Origin of the sequence: Nocardia barduliensis (genome assembly GCF_013315795.1) — a bacterium.
Classification (GTDB): Bacteria; Actinomycetota; Actinomycetes; order Mycobacteriales; family Mycobacteriaceae; genus Nocardia; species Nocardia barduliensis.
In genome coordinates, this window is record NZ_JABLTE010000230.1 from 1 (window position 1) to 3,035 (window position 3,035).

The 3,035-nt window shown below is 71.9% G+C and carries 3 protein-coding genes and 1 pseudogene; all 4 read right to left on the reverse strand.

The window, feature by feature from the left end; all coding sequences use genetic code 11:
- Positions 1-1,217, reverse strand: a 1,217-nt coding sequence (locus tag HOV91_RS38715; protein WP_174190135.1) for a DEAD/DEAH box helicase, incomplete at its 3' end; no start/stop codon positions are given.
- A gap of 178 nt (positions 1,218-1,395) precedes the next feature.
- A complete protein-coding gene (locus HOV91_RS38720; protein ID WP_174190136.1) occupies positions 1,396-2,334 on the reverse strand; it encodes a M56 family metallopeptidase in 939 nt (312 codons plus the stop codon).
- Between the two features lie 43 nt (positions 2,335-2,377).
- Complete coding sequence (locus HOV91_RS38725) at positions 2,378-2,770, reverse strand: BlaI/MecI/CopY family transcriptional regulator (protein WP_043690252.1); 393 nt, start codon at positions 2,768-2,770, stop codon at positions 2,378-2,380.
- A gap of 71 nt (positions 2,771-2,841) precedes the next feature.
- Positions 2,842-3,035 (reverse strand): annotated as a pseudogene (locus HOV91_RS38730) (cobalamin/Fe(3+)-siderophore ABC transporter ATP-binding protein); the annotation flags it as partial.

The window sequence follows — 3,035 nt, forward strand, 5'->3', positions numbered from 1 at the left end:
GCCGCCGCCGCGATCGGAACACCGGAGGGGCGGCGAGCGCCGGTGATCTCGATCAGCGCGCGGTCGCCGGGGCGGACCGCGACGCCGTCGATCTCGACGCCGGCCTTGCGGGCCATCGACTCGACCTCGCGGCGCTCTTCGTCCATCACCAGTGTGACGACCACGCCGTCCTCGCCCGCCCGGGCGGTGCGCCCGGCCCGGTGCAGATAGGCCTTCGGCTCCGGTGGCGGGTCGACGTGCACCACCAGGGAGATCCCGTCGACGTGGATGCCGCGCGCCGCGACGTCGGTGGTGACCAGCACCGGCACCGAACCGTCGGCGAACGCGGCGAGGGTGCGGGTGCGGTTGTTCTGCGCCTTGCCGCCGTGCAGCGCGCCCGCGGCGATGCCCGCGCCGCGCAGCTGTTTGGCGAGCCGGTCGGCGCCGTGCTTGGTGCGGACGAACATGATGGTCAGCCCGTCGCGGGCGGCGATCTCGGTGGCGACCGCCCGCTTGGCGACCTTGTCGCCGACGTAGAGCAGGTGGTGCGACATCGTGGTGACCGACGCCGAGGGCGGCGCGGTGGAATGCGTGACGGGGGCGCGCAGGTAGCGCTTGACCAGCTTGTCGACCTCGCCGTCCAGCGTGGCGGAGAACAGCAGGCGCTGACCGTCGCGCGGCGTACGGTCCAGCAGCTTGGTCACCTGCGGCAGGAAGCCCATATCGGCCATGTGGTCGGCCTCGTCCAGCGCGGTGATCATCACGTCGGACAGGTCGGCGGACCCCTGCGCGATGAGGTCGGCGAGTCGCCCGGGTGTGGCGATGAGCAGGTCGACGCCGCGGGCGAGCCGGTCGGCTTGGCGCTTGATCGGCGCGCCGCCGACCACCGACGCCACCCGCAAGCCGAGCGCCAGCGCCGGTTCGTCGAGGGCCCGCTCGATCTGCGCAGCCAGCTCGCGGGTCGGCACCAGCACGAGGCCACGCGGGCGGCCCGGCTTGGCCGAGGCGCCCATCAGGCGGGTGAGCATCGGGAGGCCGAAGGCCAAGGTCTTCCCGGAACCGGTCGGCCCGCGGCCGAGCACGTCCTTGGCGGCGAGGACGTCGGGAGCGGTGGCGGCCTGGATCGGGAACGGCGTCTCGATGCCGTCGCGCCGCAGTGCTTGGACGAGCACGGCGGGCAGGCCCAGCTCCGCGAAGGTCGCGGTGGACGCCGCGTCGACGGTGGTCGAGGGGGTCACGAGGTGGGTGTGCCTTTCGTCGCACGGCGCATTCGGCAGCGAACGCGCTGTTCGGTGGGATGGAGAGCGGTGCGCGATGCGGTCGACCGCGCTGCGGCTCGGTCGTGACGCGTGCCGCGTGGAGCGAGAGGGGCGGCCGACCGGAGTGGACCGAGTGTCCAGGATACGTGCTCGCGAGTCAGCCGTGGAACAGCCGACTCAGCTCCACCAGCCAGGGTACGGCCACGGCGAGTGTGGGCACCACCAAGATGGCGGCGGAGCCGAGATAGGCGGCCGCGGCGATGCGGACGTCACCGATGCGGTCGCTGAGCCGCTGGATGCGAATGAGGGTGGTGGGTCCGCCCGCGGCCAGGGCGCCTTGCGGCGCGGTGGATTTCGCGCACGCGACGAGGGCGCGGGCCAGCGGCTTCGGCCCGGTGACCTTGACGGCCGAGTCGTCGGCGAGCAGTTCGATGAGCAATTTCACCGAGCCGAGGGCGGCTTTGCTGCGCACCACCCGGGGGAAGGCCTCGTGCACCGCCGTGAACGCCTCCAGCACCAGATCGTGGCGTGCCCGCAGGTGCGAACGTTCATGGCTGACGATGGCGGTGACCTCGGCGTCGGCGAGGTTGGTCAGGGTGCCCTCGCTGAGCACGACCCGCTGGCGCAGGCCGGGCAGGCAGTAGGCGATGGGCTCGGTGGAGGCCAGCACCCGGATGTCGGCCGCGCGCCGGTGCGGACCGCTCTGGTCGAGCAGGTCGACGAGCATGCGGTGGCGTGCCCGCCGCCTGCGGGTGTGCACGCCGACCCGGACGACGGCGTAGATCAACCGGGCGCCGACCAGCAGTGTCAGCGCGAAGACGAACACGTACGCCAGCCACAGCGGCAGGCCGAGGGCGTCGATCTCCCGGGTCGGCGCGGTGGTCGGGCGGCCGTCGGGGCCGGGCACGAGCAGCTCGGCGGCGATGGCCAGCCCGGAGCCGAACGCGCTGAGCACGGCGGCCAGCGCGATGGCCTGCCAGAGCACCAGCGCGGCGCGGGGCGTCCGATACGTCCAGGTCGCCCGGCTGAGCAAGGCCGGGGCAGGCCCCGCGAGAAGCAATGCGAGTCCGGCGAAGACCGGCGCGGTTGCGTTCATCGACTCAGCTCACTGCGTTGTGGGGCCAGGGCGCCCGAGGAGTCTACTGCGGCGGTGGCGGCGAGTCCTCGGTTGCTTCGAGCTTAGCGAGTGCTTCGCGCAAGGCGGCAGCCTCGTCCTTGCCGACCTGTTCCACGAAGTGCACCAGCGCGGCGGCGCGGCTGCCCGCCGCGTCGGCCTGCTGCAACGCGTCGACCATCAGACTGGCCACGAGTTCGTCGCGGGTGTGCACCGGGGCGTAGCGGTGCGCTCGGTCGTCGCGCCGCTGCACCACGAGGTTCTTCTTCGCGAGGCGTTGCAGCACGGTCATCACCGTGGTGTACGCGAGCTCGCGGCGTGCGGCGAGCGCCTCGTGCACCTGCCGGACCGTCTGTGGTTCGTCGGCCGACCACAACTGGTCCATGACCGCTTTCTCGAGTTCACCAAGACCTGCCATCCCACAATTTTAGGTACTCAACGACGCCGATGCGTACTACAGGGTGTCGTAACCATGAAATAGCTGGTGTGTCATTTGTCATAGCGCGCGGTTTCGGGCGCCGTCGCGGCCGGTCCGCCCACTTTTCCGCGCACGTGCCGCGCGCCGATCGGCACGATCATCGGCCGCCCCGACACCGGGTCCTCGAGCACCGTGGCGTCCAGGTCGAACACCTCGCGCAGCAACTCGACCGACACCACCTCCTCCGGGGCGCCGACGGCGACGA